This is a genomic window from Bradyrhizobium sp. SZCCT0231 (genome assembly GCF_018130245.1).
Lineage (GTDB): Bacteria > Pseudomonadota > Alphaproteobacteria > Rhizobiales > Xanthobacteraceae > Bradyrhizobium > Bradyrhizobium japonicum_F.
Genome location: NZ_JAFCKP010000002.1, coordinates 288,739 through 304,435, shown reverse-complemented (window position 1 = coordinate 304,435; position 15,697 = coordinate 288,739). Strand labels below are relative to the sequence as shown.

Sequence of the window (15,697 nt, the reverse complement as noted above, 5' to 3'; positions counted from 1 at the left end):
GACCAATGTAGCATGCGGCTCCGGGTTCCGTGAGAGTTGGACGGAACGGCTCTCGCCAAACACTCCGTCATTGCGAGCGCAGCGACTTGTCCGCCGAAGCCTTGGCGAAGGCGGAAGCAATCCAGAAATGCCTCCGCGGAGACACTCTGGATTGCTTCGTCGCAAGAGCTCCTCGCAATGACGAATGGAGAGAGCTCCGCGACGGTGGAGAGAGCTTCGCGCCTCAGCTCAATTCGCCGCGAAACAATACAGCAGACCGTCGCCGCCGGTGCTCTTCAGATCGGCCTGCGAGCAACCGCCGTCGGGACCGCGCGAGGGGTGAGAGCTGTTCCAGGACTTCGACGGTTCGTCGTCGCGCAGGCCCTTACGATCGGCGTGGCCAACGACCGCCGCGCCTTGCGTGCTCGACGTCCAGTTCTTGCAGGTCTTGTCGTCACCCGCGGCAAAAGCGGTGCCGTCGGCCTGCGATCCCGTGAGGATGTCGTGCCGATTCGGCGTGTCGCCGGCGCCGTTGATGACCTCGCCCTTCTCGCTGAGTGCGGTCTGCTTGGTGAGATTGTTGGCCGCGCTGTGCAAGTCGGCAACGTCCTTTGCGATCACCGCACCCTTGGCGTTCTGCCACGGTCCCTTGCCGATGCGATCGCGCGCGTTCACCGCCGGCTTGCCGTCGGCGGCCTGCGTCGACAGATAGGCGCGCCAGATCTTGGTGCCGGCGCCGGCGGCCTGAGCGAGCCTCGCGCACTGCGCATCGGCTCCCTCCAGGCCGCCGAGATCGGCGCCCTTGCCCGGGCCGTTGGAGGTCACGAAGAACGTCATGTCAGCTGATTGCGCGTGCAGGGATGGCGCCGCGAGCAAGGCCAACGTGAGCGCGAGCCCTGAAATCGTCACGGGTCTCTCGATACGGAGCATCTTGTCCTCCCAGGAGTGTTTTCGTTCGCCGCCTGACTTCAACCCGAGGCGCACCCGCTTATTCCCATCCCGCGATACGAGACGCCCAAAAAGAAAAAGGCGCCGTGCCGGAGCACGACGCCCTTGTCTTCAATCTCCAAGCGATCAGTTGGTCTGCTGGATCGCCGACAGTTCCCAGCCGGTGCCCGGCCGGCGGGCGAAGGTCCAGATCTCGGTCGCCTCGCCCGGCTGCTCGCTGCCGGCGACGATCGCGCCGGTGTTGCGGTCGGCCGTCTTATCGGTGAGCGCGAAGCGCAGCGCCACCGTGGCGTAGTCGGTCTCGCCTTCGCGCCAGGCTTCCGCGAGGTCGCCCTGCAACAATTTCACGTTGGTGATCTTGTTGACGACGTTGCGCGCGCGGTTCTGCGCAAGATCCTGCTCGAAATAGGAGACCATTTCCGGCGTCGCGAGCGTGTGCAGCTTGGCCACGTCCTCGTTCGACCAGGCGGCCTGGATCTCGCCGAGCAGGCGCTCGAACGCCTCATAGTCATCAGGCTTGATCTCGAGCGGCGCATTGTTGGCGCCGAAGCCGAAGCCGCCAAGCCCACTGCCAAGTCCACTGCCAAGTCCACCAGCGAGACCGCTGCGGTAGTTCGTCTGCGGTCCAGGCGCTGCGCCTGCATCAGCATTGGCATAAGCCGTCCGCGGGGCGTGACGGCGCTGCCACCAGGACATCGCCAGCCGCACCACCAACACCACCAGCGCGATCTGAATGATCAGGCCGAGGATCGAAGACAGGCCGCCGAGGCCGCCGAACAGGCCGCCGCCGAACAGCATGCCGAGCAGGCCGGCGCCGAGGAAGCCGGCCGCAAGGCCGCCCATGAAGCCGCCGGCGCGGCCGAACAGGCCGCCGCGCGCGGGCGCGGTAGCAGCCGAGTTCATGCCTGCACCCGGCTGGGTGTAGGTGCGGTTGAACTGCGAAGTCGAGCCCGGCGCGGTCGTGGTCGACGGCGGCGCCGAATAGGTGCGCGAGCCGCGCGAACCCGACGACATGCCGCCTCCAACACGCGCGTCGGCGGACGAGATCGCCAGCGCGGTCGGCAGCGCAAGCGCCAGCACGACGGCGATCGTCTTGAAGAGATTGCGGGAGCGTAGCGAGAAAGTCATGTGCGTTTCCCAAATCCCCGACATGGGGAGGTGCGCCTAAGATGGGCAGACTTCCCGAAAAGTGAAGCCGGTTTCGGACCTTGTGGCTGCGGCCCTCAGTCGCGGGGATGTGGCAAAAGCCCATATTTGGCGGGGGTTTGGCCGGGGTGCGTCGGGGAACCGTGGTCGCGGGTTACCGGCGCGCTTGGGTCCGGATTTCCGCTTTTTCCGGCAGGCCGTTGATCGCAATGACGGAAAACCTGGAGAGGGCGCTCCTCACCCCTGCTTCGTCATCGTCTCCTTCACCGCCGCCACGAGCTGGCTGAGGGTGAAGGGCTTTGGCAGGAAGTCGAACTGCTGGCCTTCGGGCAGGCTCTTCTCGAAGGCGTCCTCGGCATAGCCGGAGACGAAGATGAACTTGATGTCGGGGTTCTTCTCGCGCATCGCCTTGAGCAGCGTCGGGCCATCCATCTCCGGCATGACGACGTCGGAGACGACGAGATCGATCGCGCCGCTTTGCTCCTCCAGCACCTCCATGGCCTCGACGCCGTTCTCGGCCTCGACCACGGTGTAGCCGCGCGAGCGCAGGCCGCGGGCATTGAGCGCGCGCAGGCCCTCTTCGTCCTCGACCAGAAGGATGGTGCCCTGCCCGGTGAGATCGGTGCGCGGCTTGGCCTCTGCGGCCGGCGCGGCCTCTTTCGTGGCGCCGTTGGTCGCGCTGACCACCGTTGCGGGCTGCTCGACCTGCACCTCCGCCTCGGCGTGGTGGCGCGGCAGGAAGATGTGGAACGAGGTACCCTGCCCCGGCTCGGAATCGACGTAGATGAAGCCGCCGGTCTGCTTGACGATGCCGTAGACGGTGGACAGGCCGAGCCCGGTCCCCTTGCCTACTTCCTTCGTCGAGAAGAACGGCTCGAAGATCTTGTCGCGGATGTCGGCGGGAATGCCGGTGCCGGTGTCGGCGACCTCGATCCGGACATAATCCGCAGCCGGCATGCCCTTGTAGGCGAGCTTGCCTGCGTCCTCGGTGGTGACGTTGGCGGTACGGATGATCAGCTTGCCGCCGTCGGGCATGGCGTCGCGCGCGTTCACCGCGAGGTTGACGATCACCTGCTCGAACTGGGAGACGTCGACCTTCACCGGCCAGAGGTCGCGGCCGTGGACGAGGTCGAGCTTGACCTTCTCGCCGATCAGCCGGCGCAGCAGCATGGTGAGATCGGAAAGCGCGTCGCCGAGATCGAGCACCTGCGGCCGCAGCGTCTGCCGCCGCGAGAACGCCAGCAGCTGCCGCACCAAGGTCGCGGCCCGCGTCGCGTTCTGCTTGATCTGCATGATGTCCTGGAACGACGGGTCGGTCGGCTTATGCGCGTTCAACAGGAAGTCGTTTGCCATCATGATGGCGGACAGCACGTTGTTGAAGTCGTGGGCGATGCCGCCGGCGAGCTGGCCGACCGTCTCCATCTTCTGGGACTGGTTGATCTGGTTCTCCAGCGCGCGTCGCTCGGTGGTCTCGAGCATGTGCACGATGGCGGCTTCCGCCTCGTTCTCGGCCGCGTCCACCGGCGTCACGAAGAACTGGCCCCAGCGCTCCTTGGCCCCTTCCAGCGCCACCTCGACCGGCGCGATGTCGGCCTTGCCTTCGGCGGCCTGGTTGATGGCCGCGATCAAGAGGTGCCGGTCGCGCGAATTGACTGCCCGGAAGATCGACTTGGAGGCGCTGTCCAGGCCCAAGGCCTGACCGAGCTTGGCGTAGCGCGCGTTGGCGCGCACCACGTTGCCGGCGCGATCGACGGTGGCGATCGCCATCGGCGTGTGGTCGAAGAAACGCATGAAGCGCACTTCGGCGGCACGATCAGGGTCGCTGCGCTCGTCGCGGGCACGGCTGATCACGAGCGTGCGCGACGGCCCTGGCGCGCCGTCGGCGCCGAAGGCGAGCTTGTGATAGAGCCGCACCGGCATGGTCTTGCCGGTGCGCATCCGCAGGTCGATGTCGAAGACCTCGGTCTTCACCTCGCCCGGCACCGCGACGATCGAGGTCAGCAGCGAGGCGCCGTCGCCGGAGACGATGTCGGTGAGCTTCAGGCCGCCCGAGCCGATCTCGGCGAGATCGTAGTCGAGCCAGTTCGCCAGCGTCGCGTTGACATAGGCGAGCTCGCCGGCCGGATTGACCGAGAAGAAGCCGCACGGCGCGTGATCGAGATATTCGATCGCGTGCTGGAGCTCCTGGAACACGTCCTCCTGGCGCTCGCGGTCACGGGTGATGTCGGCGATCGACCACACCGCGTATTTCGCCTCGCGCTTGCCGGTGCCGAGCGGGCGCACCCGCATGCGCAACCAGCGGCCCTGGCTGCCGTCATGGCCGGAGATGCGCACCTCTTCCTGCTGGCGCTTGCCCTCGCGGGCGGCCTTGAGCAGCCGGAACACCGCTTCGGAGACATCGGGGTTGCCGATGAAGACGCGCTCGACGGGGCGCACGTCCTGCGGGCCGCTGGCGCCGGTCAGCGTCAGATAGGCGGCGTTGGAATAGACCACGTGTCCGCGGCTATCAGTGACCGCGAGACCGTCGAAGGCATGATCGGAGATGCGGCCGATGATGGGATCATCGAGATTGCGGTCCGCGAAGCGGATGATGCCGGCGGCGAAGGCGAACAGGTTGAACAGGCCGACCATCGCCAGCACGGCGAGGATGCCGAGGATATAGGGTTGCGCCTGCGCGCGCCCGAGCGTCATCAGCCCGACGGCGACCGCAACGAGGCCGGCGGCCACCAGCAGCACCAGCGCAATGCTGCCCGAGCGCGGCGACGGCTCGTGCGCCGCAACGGGCTCGCGTGTGAGGTCGTGGTCGGTCTCGACGGTCATTCTCGAGCTGGCGCAGCCTGTCGGCAGAGAATCAACGCGCTACGGGGCGCGCGGGGTCCTCCCTGCCTGAATCGGACCCAAAAGTGCAAGGGCAGCAGGGGCGAAACGTATGCTGATTCCCAGATTACGGCCATTTCCGGTACTTTTCGGGTGTTTTATCCCCGCCCGGCGCTGAATCCGCGCTTCAGCCGCATGACGTAGCCGATGACTTCGGCGACGGCATGGTAGTGCTCGGTCGGGATTTCCTGGTCGATGTCGACAGTGGCGTAGAGCGCGCGCGCCAGCGGCACGTTCTCCACGATGGGAATGTCGTGCTCGCGCGCGATCTCCCGGATCTTGAAGGCGAGGTTGTCGACGCCCTTGGCGACGCAGATCGGCGCGGTCATGCCGCGCTCATAGGACAGCGCCACCGAATAGTGGGTCGGGTTGGTGATGATCACGGACGCCTTGGGAACCGCCGCCATCATGCGCTTCTTGGCGCGCTGCTGCCGCAACTGCCTGATTTTGCCCTTGATGTGCGGATCGCCTTCGGACTGCTTGAACTCTTCCTTGATCTCCTGGAGCGACATCTTCTGCCGCTGGAACCAGCTGCGATACTGGAAGAAATAGTCGGCGATGGCGACGATCGCGAGCGCCGCGACCACCGCGCCGAGCAGATGGATGGTCATGCTGGTGGTGGCGCCGAGCATGGCGGCCGGATCGAGCCTGACCATCGCCTCCATGCGATGCCGCTCCGGCCACAGGATCATGGTCATGACGACGCTGAGGGCGACCAGCTTGCCGATGCCTTTGAGAAAATTGGCGGCCGCCTGTTTGCCGAAGATGCGCTTGAAGCCGGCCCCGGGCGAAATCTTGCTGAACTTGGGCTTCAGGGATTCGGCCGACCAGACCAGGCGGTGCTGGAGCATGTTGCCGGCAATGGCCGCCAGCACCAGCATCAAGAGGGGCACGCCGATCGCTGCAAGCACGGCGAACTCGATCTGCTGCGTCAGCGCGAGCAGGGCCCTGCCGTCGGTCTTGATCATCCAGGAATTGGCAAGCAGGTTGCGCATCGGCGTCAGCAGGCCGCCGCCGACCGAGCCCGAGAAGGTCGAGACCACGAGCGTGCCGCCCGCCATCATGAACCAGGTGTTGATCTCCTGGCTCTTGGCGACGTCGCCGCGCTCGAGCGCATCGTCAAGGCGCTTTTGCGTCGGGTCTTCTGTTTGACTTTCGGGATCCTTGTCTTCCGCCATCGATCGACCCCTGTTACTTGAGCGGCATCATCTGGTGCATGACACCGATGAAATAGTCGAGAAAGGTGCCCATCATCGCGGTGAGCACCACGGCGAGCACCAGGAAGCCTGCGAAGATCGACAGCGGCACGCCGACGAAATAGACCTGCATCTGCGGCATCAGCCGCGCCAGCACACCTAACCCGATGTTGAAAACGAGGCCGAACACCAGAAACGGCCCGGAGAGCTGCAAGCCCAGGCGGAACGCGGCGGCGAAGGCGCGCGTCGCGAGCGAGGCGACGTCGCCGCTCGATATGGTCTCGCCCGGCGAGAAGATCGTGTAGCTGTCGTTCAGCGCCGCGATCACCAGATGGTGGCTGTCGGTGGCGAACAGCAGCGTCACCCCCAGCATGGTCAGGAAGTTGCCGACCAGCACGCCCTGCTGTCCCTGCGTCGGATCGACCGAGGTGACGAAGCCGAGCCCCATCTGCTGCGCGATCACGGATCCCGCGACCTGGAGCGCCGACAACGTCACGCGCGCGGTCGCGCCCAGCACGATGCCGATCGCGATCTCATGCAGCATCAGGACCAGCAGCGGCGCCAGCGAGCCCATGTCGACCTGATAGGCATTGCGATGCAGCGGCAGAATGATCAGCGTGAGCAGCAGCGCGATCGACAGCTTGATCCGCGTCGGGATGTTGGTCTCGCCGAGGCCGGGCAGCAGCATCACCATCGCGCCGACCCGGGCGAAGGCGAGCATGAAGGAAGCGGCAAGCGCCGGCAGCAGCGAGACGTCGATGCGCATAATTGACGCATTGTGCCTCAGCCGCCGATGATTCGCGACGAGATCCGCAGCATGTGGGCGTGGAGCGAGTCGGCCATGAACGGCAGCGCCAATAGCATCGTGGCGAAGATGGCCAGGATCTTCGGCACGTAGATCAGCGTCTGCTCCTGGATCTGCGTCAGCGCCTGGAACAGCGACACGATGACGCCGACCACGAGGCCGACCACCATCAGCGGCGACGACACGATCACAATGGTCCAGATCGCATCACGCGCGACGTCGAGGGTCTCGGGTCCGGTCATTTGGATGTTCCGATGGGTTAGAGGAAGGCGCGAGAAGCGAGTAGCGAATGGCGAGTAGCGAATGGTGGCCAGAGCTGGCCATTCGCCATTCGCTTCAAATCAGATCGGCATCTTCATGATGTCTTCATACGCCGCGATCACGCGGTCGCGCACCGAGACCAGCGTGGATACCGCGACATCGGTGTCTGCGACCGCCGTCACCACGTCCATCACGTTGGCCTTGCCGGCGGCCATCGCCACCGTCTGCGCGTCGGATTTGCGGCCCGACTCCATGACGCTGCCGACGGCGTCTTTCAGGAGCGAGGCGAAAGACTGCCCGCTCGGCTCGCTGCCCTTGCCGGCGCCGCTGTTCTCCAGCACGCGGGCGAGGTTGGCATAGGCGTTGGCGGCGATTGTCGGTGATGCCATGGCTCAATTGTCCTGTTCAGCTCTTGAGGATGTCGAGCGTGCGCTGGATCATCCGGCGCGTCGCACTGATGATGTTCAGATTGGCCTCGTAGGACCGCTGCGCGTCGCGCATGTCGGTCATCTCGACCACCGAGTTCACGTTGGGATATTTGACGTTGCCGCCCGCATCCGCCGCCGGATTGTTCGGCTCATATTTGACGCGGAAGTTGGACTGGTCGGGCTTGATCCTGCCGAGGGTGACGACCTGCGCGTCGAGCGTGCGGTCGAGTGCGGAGGAGAAGGTCGGAACCTTGCGCCGGTAAGGATCGCCGCCGGCGGTCTGCGCCGTCGAATCGGCATTCGCAATGTTTTCCGAGATTACCCGCATGCGCCCGGCCTGCGCGCGCAGGCCGGAGGTGGCGATCGCCATCGAGCGGGCAAAGTCGCTGCTGTCATTCGCCATGATGCACCTCTAGCTCTCCTGGTTCCGCGATCGCGCCTAGCCCTTGCCGATCGCGGTCTTGAGCAGGCGCAGGCTCTTCGAATAGAGCGAGGTCGCCGCCGCGTAGTCCATCTGGTTGCTGGCGGCCTTCATCATCTCCTCCTCGAGATTGACGGCATTGCCCGCAGGGCGGGTCTCGAAGCCCGCATTCTTGTTCTGGTCGAATGCGGAGGCCGCGCCTGATGGCGTCATGTGCGAGGCGCTGGTACGGGCCAGGGCCAGAGGCCCCATGGACCCCGTGACCGCGCCGGTCTTGTCGAGCTTGGGCTCGACCAGGTCGCGCGGCCGGAATTTGGGCGTGTCGGAATTGGAGACGTTCTCGGACAGGACGCGCTGGCGCTCCTGGTGCCACTGCATCTTGGTCCGAAGCGCCGACAGCACCGGGAGGTCGTTGATGGACATCGTCGCGGCTCCTTCCGCCCCTCACGGACCCTAAGGTCCGAAGCTAGGCAGAATTTGCCGCCCGTATGGTTAACAGCTGGTTAAGGACGCTCCTAACGCCTGCCCCCAAGCGAGGAACGATCTTGCGCCCCGTGATTCTACGCGGCGAAAAGTGGCATTAACCCAACCGTTTGGCGGCGCGTGGACAGGGCAAGAAGTCGTTTTGGATCGGGCGATTCATAGGTTATTAAGAGTTGGGGACGGCAAAACTTGCCGTGGAACGTTAAGAAATCGCAGTTTGGGGCATCGTCCGCCCGTGGTCGGCTAAACTGACCATGGGCACGAGAAAAGCGCCATTTGTCGGGGACAAGTATGCAAGGCAGCCCTATTACCTTCATCGTCGCGTTCATCGTCGTTCTGGCGTTGATCGGCGTCGCTGCTTGGCTGGTTCGCAGATTCGCCGGCGGCCGGATCGGCGCCAATACCCAGCGCGGCCGGATGCCCCGCCTCGCCGTGATCGACGCTGCCGCGGTCGACGGCCGACGCCGGCTGGTGCTGGTCCGGCGTGACAATGTCGAGCACCTGCTGATGATCGGCGGCCCGACCGACATCGTCGTCGAGCCCAATATCGTTCGCGCCGCGCCCAGCCGCGACCAGCTCCCGCAACGTCCGAGCGCCGCCGAACCGCCGCGCCTCGCCCCCATGCCCGATGCCGGCGGCTGGGCCGACGAAGCGCCGCGACCCGAACTGCTCGATCATCCCGAGCCGCAAATGCCCGAGCCGCCGCCGCGGCCCGCGCGTCCATCCTTTGCCGACGAGGTGCGCCGGCCTGCTCCTGCATTGGCCGAACGCCGCAGCGAGCCGCCCCTGGGAGGCTTTGCGCCGGAGCCGATCTCGCCACGTCCGGAGCGCGAACCACGGCCCGAGCCGCTGCCGCCGCGCATCCCCCGCGGCGAGCCGCCGCTGATGCCGCGTCCGTCGCGCGGCAGTGAGCCGATGAAGATGCCGCCAGGGCGCACCGAGCGCGCCGCTGCACCACCGCCTCCTCCGCCTGTGCCGCAGGCTCCGCCGGTTTCGCCGCCGGCACCTGCTGCTGCGCCCTCGAGCGCCGAGCAGAATCTCGCTGAAATGGCGCAGCGGTTAGAGGCTGCGCTGCGCCGCCCGGCCGGCGAAACAGTCGCGCCTCCGGTTGCGCCGGAGCCGCCGCCCGCTCCGCCGCGCGCCGCACGCAGCGAGCCGCCGGCGCCACCGGCCCCGCCCGCAAAGCCGGCCGCGGAAAAGACCAGCTTTGAAAATCTCGAAGACGAGATGGCCTCCCTGCTCGGCCGTCCGAAGCCGTCTTCGTGAGGTTGCCGGCCCTCCCGCGTAGAGTTCTTTTCCTTTCTGTCCTGGTCGGTGCGGCCTCGCTCGCGATGCCGGCGTATGCCCAGGACATCAGCATCAATCTCGGCGGCGGCGCTGGCGGCGGCGTCACCGAGCGCGCGATCCAGCTGATCGCGCTGCTCACGGTGCTGTCGATCGCGCCGTCGATCCTGATCATGATGACGTCGTTCACGCGCATCGTGGTGGTGCTGTCGCTGCTGCGCACCGCGATGGGCACGGCGACCGCGCCGCCGAACTCGGTGATCATTGCGCTCGCGATGTTCCTCACTTTCTTCGTGATGGGACCGGTCCTGCAGAAATCCTATGACGAGGGCATCCGCCCGCTCGTCGCCAATCAGATCGGCGTCGAGGATGCGCTGCAGCGCGCCTCCGTGCCCTTGCGCGGCTTCATGCAGAAGAACGTGCGCGAGAAGGACCTCAAGCTGTTCCTGGATCTCTCGGGCGAGGCGCCGCCGGCCACGCCCGACGACCTCGCACTACGCATCCTCGTCCCCGCCTTCATGATCTCCGAGCTGAAGCGCGCCTTCGAGATCGGCTTCCTGTTGTTCCTGCCCTTCCTGATCATCGACCTCGTCGTCGCCTCCGTGCTGATGTCGATGGGCATGATGATGCTGCCGCCGGCGACGATCTCGCTGCCGTTCAAGCTGATCTTCTTCGTGCTGGTCGACGGCTGGTCGCTGGTGGCAGGGAGCTTGGTGCAGAGTTACGGGGGGTGAGGCGGGCTCGGAAAGGCTCCACCACTAAGCGAGTTTGACACCCGCGCACGCACCGGTAAACATCTCGCATTGGCGCGCGGGCACAATCAAATGGAAATGGCCTTTCCGATCGAATTTCTTGTACATGGGACGCCCGTCTCGTCCCAAGCGAAGAGCGCAATTGCTCGAGAGGATTGGAAGGCTCGTGTCAAAACCGCAAGTTTTGGCGCTCTGCCCCACCCTCACTTCGTGTCGGACCAGCGCATGGCCGTCACTCTATATTATCTCCCGGAGGGTCGGATGCCGGGGGACATAGACAACATTGTCAAGCTTGTACTGGACGCACTTTGCGCCCACATTTACCTTGATGACGCTCAGGTTGAGCGGGTGGTGGTCCAGAAATTCGAACCGGGGAATGTCTTTGGCTTCTCAAACGGGTCGATGACCATCATCGACGCAATCACGGCACCAAAGCCAGTCCTGTACGTGCGAGTATCCAACGATCCCCTCGAGGAACTGACATGACCGAAACGACAAGCGAAGAGCAGGTCTTGCAGCGAGAGATCGAGCGCCTGGAATCGGCAGGATACGACGTCTTCGTTCATCCTCGGGCTCCGCTCGTTCCCGAATTTCTCGGAGACTTCGTTCCTGATGCTGTCGCCACAGGAAAAGGAAAGAAAATCGTTCTCGAAGTGGCCAAGCCGTCAGCACGGAACAGCGCGAGGCTTAAAGACATCGCAGCACGCTTTGCGCAACAACGCGAGTGGGAGCTGAAAGTTCTGTTCGTCAGTCCCACCTCGTCCGGCGCCACGCTTCCTGTGCAGTCTCGACAAGCCATTGAGGGTGCCCTGAGCGAGATCGAACAACTTCGTGAGGTCGAGGCCTTGCGCGCCGCTTTCTTGCTTGCTTGGGCTACGTTTGAAGCGGAGGGCAGAGCGTCGATTGAGGGCCAGTTCGATCGCCCCCAAACGCCCGATCGCCTCGTTGAAGTTTTGGGACAAGAGGGCTTGTTGACACCTGGTGAAGCCGACCACATGAGGGCGCTCTCGGAGAAGCGCAATCGCCTGATACATGGAGATTTGGGCGTCGAGATCAGCGCGGACGACCTGCAACGTCTTGTCGGTGTTCTTTGGCAGCTTTCGACCAGGCTCCAAACCGAAGCCAGCGGGTGATCCTGAACGCCAACGCTCCTTTGGGCTGAACCTGCACAGAGGCCCGAAGGCCGCCGAGCCCTACCGCGTCATCTTGATCTGCCGCACGACCGGGATCGTCGGCAGCGAGCCGGTGTGGTCGGATTCGTCCTTGGCCTGCGGCGCGGCTGGCGCGCGCGCCGTGGCGTCGGGGAAGCGCTGCTTCATCTCGCGCAGGAAGCCGTCGAGCGTATCGACGCTGGCAGCGAGCTTGGCGATCTCGGCGAATTCGGCGCTGGAGGCTGCGGCCGGCTTGCTGGCGATATCGAAGGCGAGACGGTCGGCGCTCTCGCTCATCAGCGGCGCGTATTTCTCGCGGAAGCGCGACAGGCCGATCGAATCGTCGGCGAGGGCGTAGCCGACGGCGGCGCGGATGATGTCGCTCTTCTCGACCGCGTTGAGCGGCTTGAAGTCGCGGAAGCGCTCGCCGTAATAGAGCTCGATCTGCTCGGCGGACTCGCGCCAGCGCCGCGCGGCCCAGAAGATGTCGGAGCGCAGGCGGAGCACTTCGCGGCCGGAGACGTTGGAGACGATGTCGAGCGCGAGATCATGACGGCCGACATCGCTCTGCGCGCGCGCCTCCAGCAGCAGGCGCTGCTGCCGGAGCTCGCCGGAGAGATCGCTGATGCGGCTCGCGCGCAGCGCGGTGATGGCCATGTCGGGCTTGCGGTTGGCGAGATAGATCATGGCAAGGCGCGCGGCGACCTGGGCGCGCGCCGCGCCTTCAAGGCGATGATCGACCTGGTATTGCAGCAGCTCGGCGGCCTGGTCGAGCAGATCGATCGAGGCGAGACGGTCGGCGAGCCGGCGGATCAGCTCGTCGCCGCGGCGGCCGATCGGCGTCAGCTCGCGGAACTCGTAGAACATCCCGAGCGCCTCGACCGGCGGCAGCTCGTCACCCTTCGGCCCGAGGAAGATCTGGGTGAACAGGTCGGAGGCGAGATCCTGCGCCTGACGCGAGGCTTCGGCGTTCGGCTGCAGCCTCGTCGCGGTGCGCGCGGCGGTGAGCGCATCGCGGTAACGGCCGTTCTCGGCATAGAGCCGCGACAGCATTTGCAGCGTCTTGACCTCGATCGCGTCGCCGCGCCAGGTCATCGACAGCGTCTCGAGCTCGCGCAGCGCCTCTTCCTTGCCGATCTCGTCGCGCTTCTGACGCAGCGCGACCTCGAGCTGCTTGGCCTCGGCCGCGGCCGGACGGTCGTTCGAGGCGACCGCGAACTTGTAGTCGTCGAGCGCATCCTTGTCGTGGCCGAGCGCCTCGGCGAGCCGGCCGCGCAGCACGGCGAAGCCTGGCGCAGCCTCGGGCGGGACACCGACCACCTCGAGCTCGCTGCGGCGCTTGGAGGCGCCGGCATAGTCCTTCACCTCGAGCGACGCGCGCATCGCGTCCATCGTCACGATGCGCTGGATGTCGAGCGGCAGAGAGGCGATGGCGAATTCGACGTTCTTGAATTTCTCGCGCGCGTCCGCCCATTTGCCCTGGCGTGCGAAGGCGAGCGCCTTCCAGAGCTGGGAATCGTGGCTGTTGCCGATCACGGGATTGGCGAGGTCCTTCAGGCCCTGCGCCGGCCGGCCGATCAGGATGCTCGAGATCGCATGCATGATCAGCGCACCGCTCTCCTCCTTGTTGAGGGGATCGGTCAGCATCAATTCGGTCACGGCCTTGGCTTCGTGATACATGGCGCGCGACATGTAGAACTGCGCGAGATCGAGCCGCGGCAGCGAACGCAGCGCGGGCTCGACGGCCGAGATCGACGTCATCAGCTCGCTCTGGCGCGCCATGAAGTTCTCCGACTGGCCCTTGCGCCAGCCTTCGGGGCTGAAGATCGGGCGCACCGCGGTCGGCGCCCGCTCCGCCGAAATGTCGACCGGCGACAGCGTCAATCCACCCTTCTTGCCGAGAATCACCTTGTCGGAGCCGACCTCGACGCCGACCTCGTCGGAGTTCAGCCGGATCGCGATGCCGTGCGCGGATTCCAGCAGCGAGAGATCGACGAGGTCCTGTCGCTTGATGAAGCCGCGCACCGGCCGCTGCGCGGTGACGACATAGAGCGTATCGCCGGCATCGGGGTCGGTGAGCTTGTGCAGCAGGCCCGGATTGGCGAAGGGGATCGCGATATTGGCAAGCGCGGGATCGGTGATGTTGCGCGACATCATCAGCGGCAGCGGCGTCGCCTGGATCTTGTCGGCGAGCGTCAACATCCAGTTGGTCTCCTTGCCGACCTCCTCGCTCGTCAGCGAGTAGACCAGCGGACGGGTGAGACGGATGCGCACCGCCTGCCCCTTGTCGAGCGGGATGCGGCCGACCTCGCCGATCATGGCGCCGCCCTTGCTGCGGATCGCCTCCACATCGATCGGCTTCGGCGTGTCGAACACCAGCCAGACAGTATCGCCACGGCGGAATGCCGCCGCAGCGGTTGAAACCCGAAGCGGGAACGTGACCCGCAAGCCGTCGCTGTCGCGACGCGCATCGACACTGGCCACGGCCGGCTGCGGGGCGGCGGGCGTCTCGGCCGGGGCGGCGGGCGGGGATTCCTTGACTGTCTCCTTCGCCGCTTCCTTCACGGCCTCCCTGGGCGCTTCGGCACCCAGAGGCTTGGCAGGCGCGGCCGGGGCTTCGGCGACAGCCGGCGCGGGCTTCGGAGCTTCCTTGGGTGTCTCCTTGGGCGCTTCCGCAGCGTGCGCAACCTCAGTCGCGGGCGCCGGTGCCGGCTTCGGCGCTTCGGCGACCGGCATTGCGGCGGGCGCTTGCGGCTTCGCCTCGGGCTTTACGTCAATCCTGGCTTCGCGTGCGATCGTCTCTGACGTGGGCGGCGCGATCTCGCGATGGGCATCCTTCGGCTTCTCGGCCGCCGGCTTTTCCGGCGCAGACGCGGCTCCCTGGCCGGCCGGCTTCATCTGCGCGATCGCCGCCTCGGGCGTCGCGGCCGACTTGCCCTTGTCGGGCTGGAAGGAGACGTCGACGACATAGTTCTTCTCGTCGCGGAACGAATGCACGTCGGAATCGCCGATCAGCGCGATCTCGACATTGGTCTGGTCGATGTCGGACTTCTGCTTGATCGAGGCGACATTCGGCGGCGCCGCGACGACCGCGTCCGCCAGGTCGAAATTGAGGTTGGCGTTGAAGACGAGCGTGAGCTTCTGCTCGTTGAGCACGGAGGAGACGCCGACGCCCTCGGGCATCTCGAACACGAAGCGCACGAAGGTCGGCTGCACCGAGGCACGCACGCGGATCTGCGGACGCTTCTTGGCCTCGGCGGCGGCGCGCTGGGCGCGCAGCGCGCGTTCGGCTGCGCGTGCGCGCTCGGCGAGTTCCTTGACCACGTCCATGGGCAGGCTCGGCGGCGGTCCCTTCCAGCCCTCGGGCAGCAGGTCGACGAAGGTGCGCTCGCCGGCGTTCATGGTGTTGACGGTGACGCGCCGCGACAGCGACAGGCGGATGGCGCCGCCGTCAGGGTCGCGGCGGGCAGAGTTGACGTAGTCGGGCGCGCCTTCCGGAACCCGGTCGACGGGAACATCGACGGGCCGGTCGAAGCGGATGATGAGGATGGAGCCTGCGGTCGTCACCTCGGAGGGAACGTCCTCGCCGAGCTTGATGACCAGACGGGCAAAGCCGCCGCCGGCGGAAAACGTCGCCTCGCCCCTGATCGGATCGGCCGCCCGGGCCGGCGCCGCGAGGCCAATCAGGAAACAGGCCGCCAGCAAGGGCGCCTTGCGGACATGACGCGACAAGCCCCGTGCCAACGCGCGGGCTCGCGACACAAATCCAGCGGCAGCCTCTCGCGCCATTGGCGGCATTTCTTCCAGTTCGGCGGTCATGCCGGCAATGGCGCCGGCGGTGCCGTCGACTGTAGGTCTCGCCAATTAAGGACTTGTTAATGCTATATCTTGATTTGCACTGTGGGCAGCGCGCCGTGCCGGATCGAGCGGGGCCGATCCGCCAGTCTTGGATTTGAGACGCAGGCG

General features: G+C 65.8%; 14 protein-coding genes. 4 read left to right on the top strand and 10 right to left on the bottom strand.

Annotated elements, in window-relative coordinates:
• Nucleotides 1-228: 228 nt before the first annotated feature.
• The 9 genes from JQ566_RS08750 to flgB form a co-directional block, all read right to left on the bottom strand.
• Nucleotides 229-909 (bottom strand): lectin, encoded by a 681-nt coding sequence (locus JQ566_RS08750; RefSeq protein ID WP_212371845.1) that lies wholly within the window; start codon nt 907-909, stop codon nt 229-231.
• Between the two features lie 144 nt (nt 910-1,053).
• Nucleotides 1,054-2,079: a Tim44 domain-containing protein gene (locus JQ566_RS08745; RefSeq protein ID WP_212371844.1), complete on the bottom strand. Its 1,026-nt coding sequence runs from the start codon at nt 2,077-2,079 to the stop codon at nt 1,054-1,056.
• Between the two features lie 231 nt (nt 2,080-2,310).
• Nucleotides 2,311-4,893: a cell cycle histidine kinase CckA gene (cckA, locus tag JQ566_RS08740; RefSeq protein WP_212371843.1), complete on the bottom strand. Its 2,583-nt coding sequence runs from the start codon at nt 4,891-4,893 to the stop codon at nt 2,311-2,313.
• 155 nt (nt 4,894-5,048) lie between these two features.
• A complete protein-coding gene (gene flhB, locus JQ566_RS08735; RefSeq protein WP_212371842.1) occupies nt 5,049-6,128 on the bottom strand; it encodes a flagellar biosynthesis protein FlhB in 1,080 nt (359 codons plus the stop codon).
• A gap of 13 nt (nt 6,129-6,141) precedes the next feature.
• Nucleotides 6,142-6,912, bottom strand: a complete 771-nt coding sequence (gene fliR / locus JQ566_RS08730) for a flagellar biosynthetic protein FliR (protein ID WP_212371841.1) — start codon at nt 6,910-6,912, stop codon at nt 6,142-6,144.
• 17 nt (nt 6,913-6,929) lie between these two features.
• Nucleotides 6,930-7,193: a flagellar biosynthesis protein FliQ gene (gene fliQ, locus JQ566_RS08725; RefSeq protein WP_011088555.1), complete on the bottom strand. Its 264-nt coding sequence runs from the start codon at nt 7,191-7,193 to the stop codon at nt 6,930-6,932.
• A gap of 99 nt (nt 7,194-7,292) precedes the next feature.
• Nucleotides 7,293-7,601 (bottom strand): flagellar hook-basal body complex protein FliE, encoded by a 309-nt coding sequence (fliE, locus tag JQ566_RS08720; RefSeq protein WP_122402438.1) that lies wholly within the window; start codon nt 7,599-7,601, stop codon nt 7,293-7,295.
• 16 nt (nt 7,602-7,617) lie between these two features.
• A complete protein-coding gene (gene flgC / locus JQ566_RS08715; RefSeq protein ID WP_212371840.1) occupies nt 7,618-8,043 on the bottom strand; it encodes a flagellar basal body rod protein FlgC in 426 nt (141 codons plus the stop codon).
• Nucleotides 8,044-8,079: 36 nt separating this feature from the next.
• Nucleotides 8,080-8,484 (bottom strand): flagellar basal body rod protein FlgB, encoded by a 405-nt coding sequence (gene flgB, locus JQ566_RS08710; RefSeq protein WP_212371839.1) that lies wholly within the window; start codon nt 8,482-8,484, stop codon nt 8,080-8,082.
• A 351-nt stretch (nt 8,485-8,835) separates the two neighbouring features.
• Here flgB and JQ566_RS08705 point away from each other — a divergent pair, with 351 nt between their 5' ends.
• From JQ566_RS08705 to JQ566_RS08690, 4 genes are all read left to right on the top strand, one after another.
• A complete protein-coding gene (locus JQ566_RS08705) occupies nt 8,836-9,810 on the top strand; it encodes a flagellar biosynthetic protein FliO (protein ID WP_212371838.1) in 975 nt (324 codons plus the stop codon).
• On the top strand, nt 9,807-10,562 hold the full coding sequence (fliP, locus tag JQ566_RS08700; RefSeq protein WP_212371837.1) for a flagellar type III secretion system pore protein FliP: 756 nt from the start codon (nt 9,807-9,809) through the stop codon (nt 10,560-10,562). The genes JQ566_RS08705 and fliP overlap by 4 nt, the downstream gene beginning before the upstream one ends.
• 90 nt (nt 10,563-10,652) lie before the next feature.
• On the top strand, nt 10,653-11,066 hold the full coding sequence (locus tag JQ566_RS08695) for a RusA family crossover junction endodeoxyribonuclease (RefSeq protein ID WP_212371836.1): 414 nt from the start codon (nt 10,653-10,655) through the stop codon (nt 11,064-11,066).
• Nucleotides 11,063-11,713: a hypothetical protein gene (locus tag JQ566_RS08690; RefSeq protein WP_212371835.1), complete on the top strand. Its 651-nt coding sequence runs from the start codon at nt 11,063-11,065 to the stop codon at nt 11,711-11,713. Before JQ566_RS08695 ends, JQ566_RS08690 begins: the two co-directional genes overlap by 4 nt.
• 60 nt (nt 11,714-11,773) lie before the next feature.
• Here the strand turns inward: JQ566_RS08690 and JQ566_RS08685 are convergent, their stop codons facing one another.
• A complete protein-coding gene (locus tag JQ566_RS08685; RefSeq protein WP_212372131.1) occupies nt 11,774-15,520 on the bottom strand; it encodes a tetratricopeptide repeat protein in 3,747 nt (1,248 codons plus the stop codon).
• Nucleotides 15,521-15,697: the final 177 nt, after the last annotated feature.

What these genes read in the sequence shown, in the direction of transcription:
- JQ566_RS08750 (WP_212371845.1), bottom strand. Translation starts at nt 909, where the DNA reads ATGCTCCGTATCGAGAGACCCGTGACGATTTCAGGGCTCGCGCTCACG.
- JQ566_RS08745 (WP_212371844.1), bottom strand. Translation starts at nt 2,079, where the DNA reads ATGTCGGGGATTTGGGAAACGCACATGACTTTCTCGCTACGCTCCCGC.
- cckA (WP_212371843.1), bottom strand. Translation starts at nt 4,893, where the DNA reads ATGACCGTCGAGACCGACCACGACCTCACACGCGAGCCCGTTGCGGCG.
- flhB (WP_212371842.1), bottom strand. Translation starts at nt 6,128, where the DNA reads ATGGCGGAAGACAAGGATCCCGAAAGTCAAACAGAAGACCCGACGCAA.
- fliR (WP_212371841.1), bottom strand. Translation starts at nt 6,912, where the DNA reads ATGCGCATCGACGTCTCGCTGCTGCCGGCGCTTGCCGCTTCCTTCATG.
- fliQ (WP_011088555.1), bottom strand. Translation starts at nt 7,193, where the DNA reads ATGACCGGACCCGAGACCCTCGACGTCGCGCGTGATGCGATCTGGACC.
- fliE (WP_122402438.1), bottom strand. Translation starts at nt 7,601, where the DNA reads ATGGCATCACCGACAATCGCCGCCAACGCCTATGCCAACCTCGCCCGC.
- flgC (WP_212371840.1), bottom strand. Translation starts at nt 8,043, where the DNA reads ATGGCGAATGACAGCAGCGACTTTGCCCGCTCGATGGCGATCGCCACC.
- flgB (WP_212371839.1), bottom strand. Translation starts at nt 8,484, where the DNA reads ATGTCCATCAACGACCTCCCGGTGCTGTCGGCGCTTCGGACCAAGATG.
- JQ566_RS08705 (WP_212371838.1), top strand. Translation starts at nt 8,836, where the DNA reads ATGCAAGGCAGCCCTATTACCTTCATCGTCGCGTTCATCGTCGTTCTG.
- JQ566_RS08695 (WP_212371836.1), top strand. Translation starts at nt 10,653, where the DNA reads ATGGAAATGGCCTTTCCGATCGAATTTCTTGTACATGGGACGCCCGTC.
- JQ566_RS08690 (WP_212371835.1), top strand. Translation starts at nt 11,063, where the DNA reads ATGACCGAAACGACAAGCGAAGAGCAGGTCTTGCAGCGAGAGATCGAG.
- JQ566_RS08685 (WP_212372131.1), bottom strand. Translation starts at nt 15,520, where the DNA reads ATGGCGCGAGAGGCTGCCGCTGGATTTGTGTCGCGAGCCCGCGCGTTG.